Annotated in this window: 2 rRNA genes; both read left to right on the forward strand. The window is 51.6% G+C overall.

The features are described 5' to 3' along the window. Window positions 1-486: ribosomal RNA gene (locus WS40_RS10295) — 16S ribosomal RNA — on the forward strand; the annotation flags it as partial. A gap of 246 nt (window positions 487-732) precedes the next feature. Next, window positions 733-2,405 (forward strand): 23S ribosomal RNA (locus WS40_RS10300); the annotation flags it as partial.

A 2,405-nucleotide genomic window follows, 5' to 3' on the forward strand; every position in this document is an offset into this window, starting at 1 on the left:
TGTCGTCAGCTCGTGTCGTGAGATGTTGGGTTAAGTCCCGCAACGAGCGCAACCCCTATCCTATGTTACCAGCAAGTAAAGTTGGGGACTCATGGGAGACTGCCAGGGACAACCTGGAGGAAGGCGGGGATGACGTCAAGTCATCATGCCCCTTATGTCTTGGGCTACACACGTACTACAATGGTCGGAAACAGAGGGAAGCGAAGCCGCGAGGCAGAGCAAACCCCAGAAACCCGATCTCAGTTCGGATCGCAGGCTGCAACCCGCCTGCGTGAAGTCGGAATCGCTAGTAATCGCAGGTCAGCATACTGCGGTGAATACGTTCCCGGGCCTTGTACACACCGCCCGTCACACCACGAAAGTTGGTAACACCCGAAGCCGGTGAGGTAACCTATTAGGAGCCAGCCGTCTAAGGTGGGGCCGATGATTGGGGTGAAGTCGTAACAAGGTAGCCGTATCGGAAGGTGCGGCTGGATCACCTCCTTTCTATGGAGACATGAGATAGTAAGATATCTCGTAGACTTCAAGTCGACGCACATTCGTTGGTTAATGTTTAGTTTTGAAGGCTTAGCCTTCTTTTTTGAACCTTGAAAACCATATAGAAGAGACAAACAGTTTATTACGAAAATGATGAGTGAGTAGTAATAGACACAAACCTCTAATCAAAATGCTATATTTGATGAGAGTTAACGAGAAAAAAGTCTAGGAACGTAAGTTTCTTAGCAGCTGAAAAGTCAAGCTACTAAGGGCATACGGTGGATGCCTAGGCGCCAAGAGCCGAAGAAGGACGCGGTAAGCTGCGAAAAGCCACGGGGAACTGCAAGCAAGTATTGATCCGTGGATATCCGAATGGGGAAACCCGGCCATCGTCATGGATGGTCACCCGCAAGGGAGGGAACCTGGGGAACTGAAACATCTAAGTACCCGGAGGAAGAGAAATCAAACGAGATGCCCACAGTAGCGGCGAGCGAAGAGGGCAGAGCCCAAACCGAGAAGCTCCGGCTTTTCGGGGTTGAGGACCGGCAGAATCGAAGTCAGGCCTAGTTGAATTACCTGGAAAGGTAAGCGAGAGAGGGTAAAAGCCCCGTAGACGAAAGGCAGAGCAGAGAGGCCGAGATCCAGAGTACCACGAAGCACGAGGAATTTTGTGGGAAGCAGGGGGGACCACCCTCCAAGGCTAAAAACTACTTGGCGACCGATAGCGCATAGTACCGTGAGGGAAAGGTGAAAAGAACCCCGGGAGGGGAGTGAAATAGTACCTGAAACCGTATGTCTACAAGCAGTCGAAGCGAAAGCGACGGCGTGCCTATTGAAGAATGAACCAACGAGTTATCTGCACTAGCGAGGTTAAGTGGAAGACACGGAGCCGCAGCGAAAGCGAGTCTTAAGAGGGCGCTAGTTAGTGTAGGTAGACCCGAAACCGCAGTGATCTACCCATGTCCAGGTTGAAGCGCAGGTAAAATTGCGTGGAGGACCGAACCGGTGAGCGTTGAAAAGCTTTCGGATGAGATGTGGGTAGGGGTGAAATTCCAATCGAACGCGGAGATAGCTGGTTCTCCCCGAAATAGCTTTAGGGCTAGCCTGAGGTAGTAAGTATAGGCGGTAGAGCACTGATCGGGCTAGGGGCCGTAAAGGTTACCGAACCCTGTCAAACTCCGAATGGATATACTGTAGAGCCTTGGAGTCAGACTACGAGTGATAAGATCCGTGGTCAAAAGGGAAACAGCCCAGACCACCAGCTAAGGTCCCCAATGTCGTACTAAGTGGAAAAGGATGTGGGGTTTCATAAACAACCAGGATGTTGGCTCAGAAGCAGCCACCATTTAAAGAGTGCGTAATAGCTCACTGGTCGAGAGACCCTGCGCCGAAGATTCCCGGGGCTAAAGTACGAAACCGAAGCTGTGGCTGTATACGTAAAGTATACGGGGTAGGGGAGCGTTCCCATAGGGTAGAAGTCGAACTGGAAGGTTCGGTGGACTTGTGGGAAGTGAGAATGTTGGTATGAGTAGCGAAAAGAAAGGTGAGAATCCTTTCCACCGAAAGCATAAGGATTCCTGAGCAACGATCGTCGTCTCAGGGTAAGTCGGGACCTAATCCGAGGCAGAGAGCGTAGGAGATGGACAACTGGTTGATATTCCAGTACCGGTAGTAATTGTTTGAGCAATGGAGTGACACAGAAGGGCAGGCAAGCATGCGAATGGAAGAGCATGTGTAAGCGTGTAGGGTGGTGCATAGGCAAATCCGTGCACTGAAAGCCTGAGGCGTGATGCGGAGTGAGCAGAGATGCGAGCGAAGTTGTTGACCCCACACTGTCGAGAAAAGCTTCTAGTGAGAGAGCTACCGCCCGTACCGTAAACCGACACAGGTATGCGGGGAGAGAATCCTAAGGTGCGCGGGACAACCCT

It is taken from the genome of Ruminococcus sp. N15.MGS-57 (assembly GCF_000980385.1).
In the GTDB taxonomy this organism is placed as follows: Bacteria; Bacillota; Clostridia; order Oscillospirales; family Ruminococcaceae; genus Hominimerdicola; species Hominimerdicola aceti.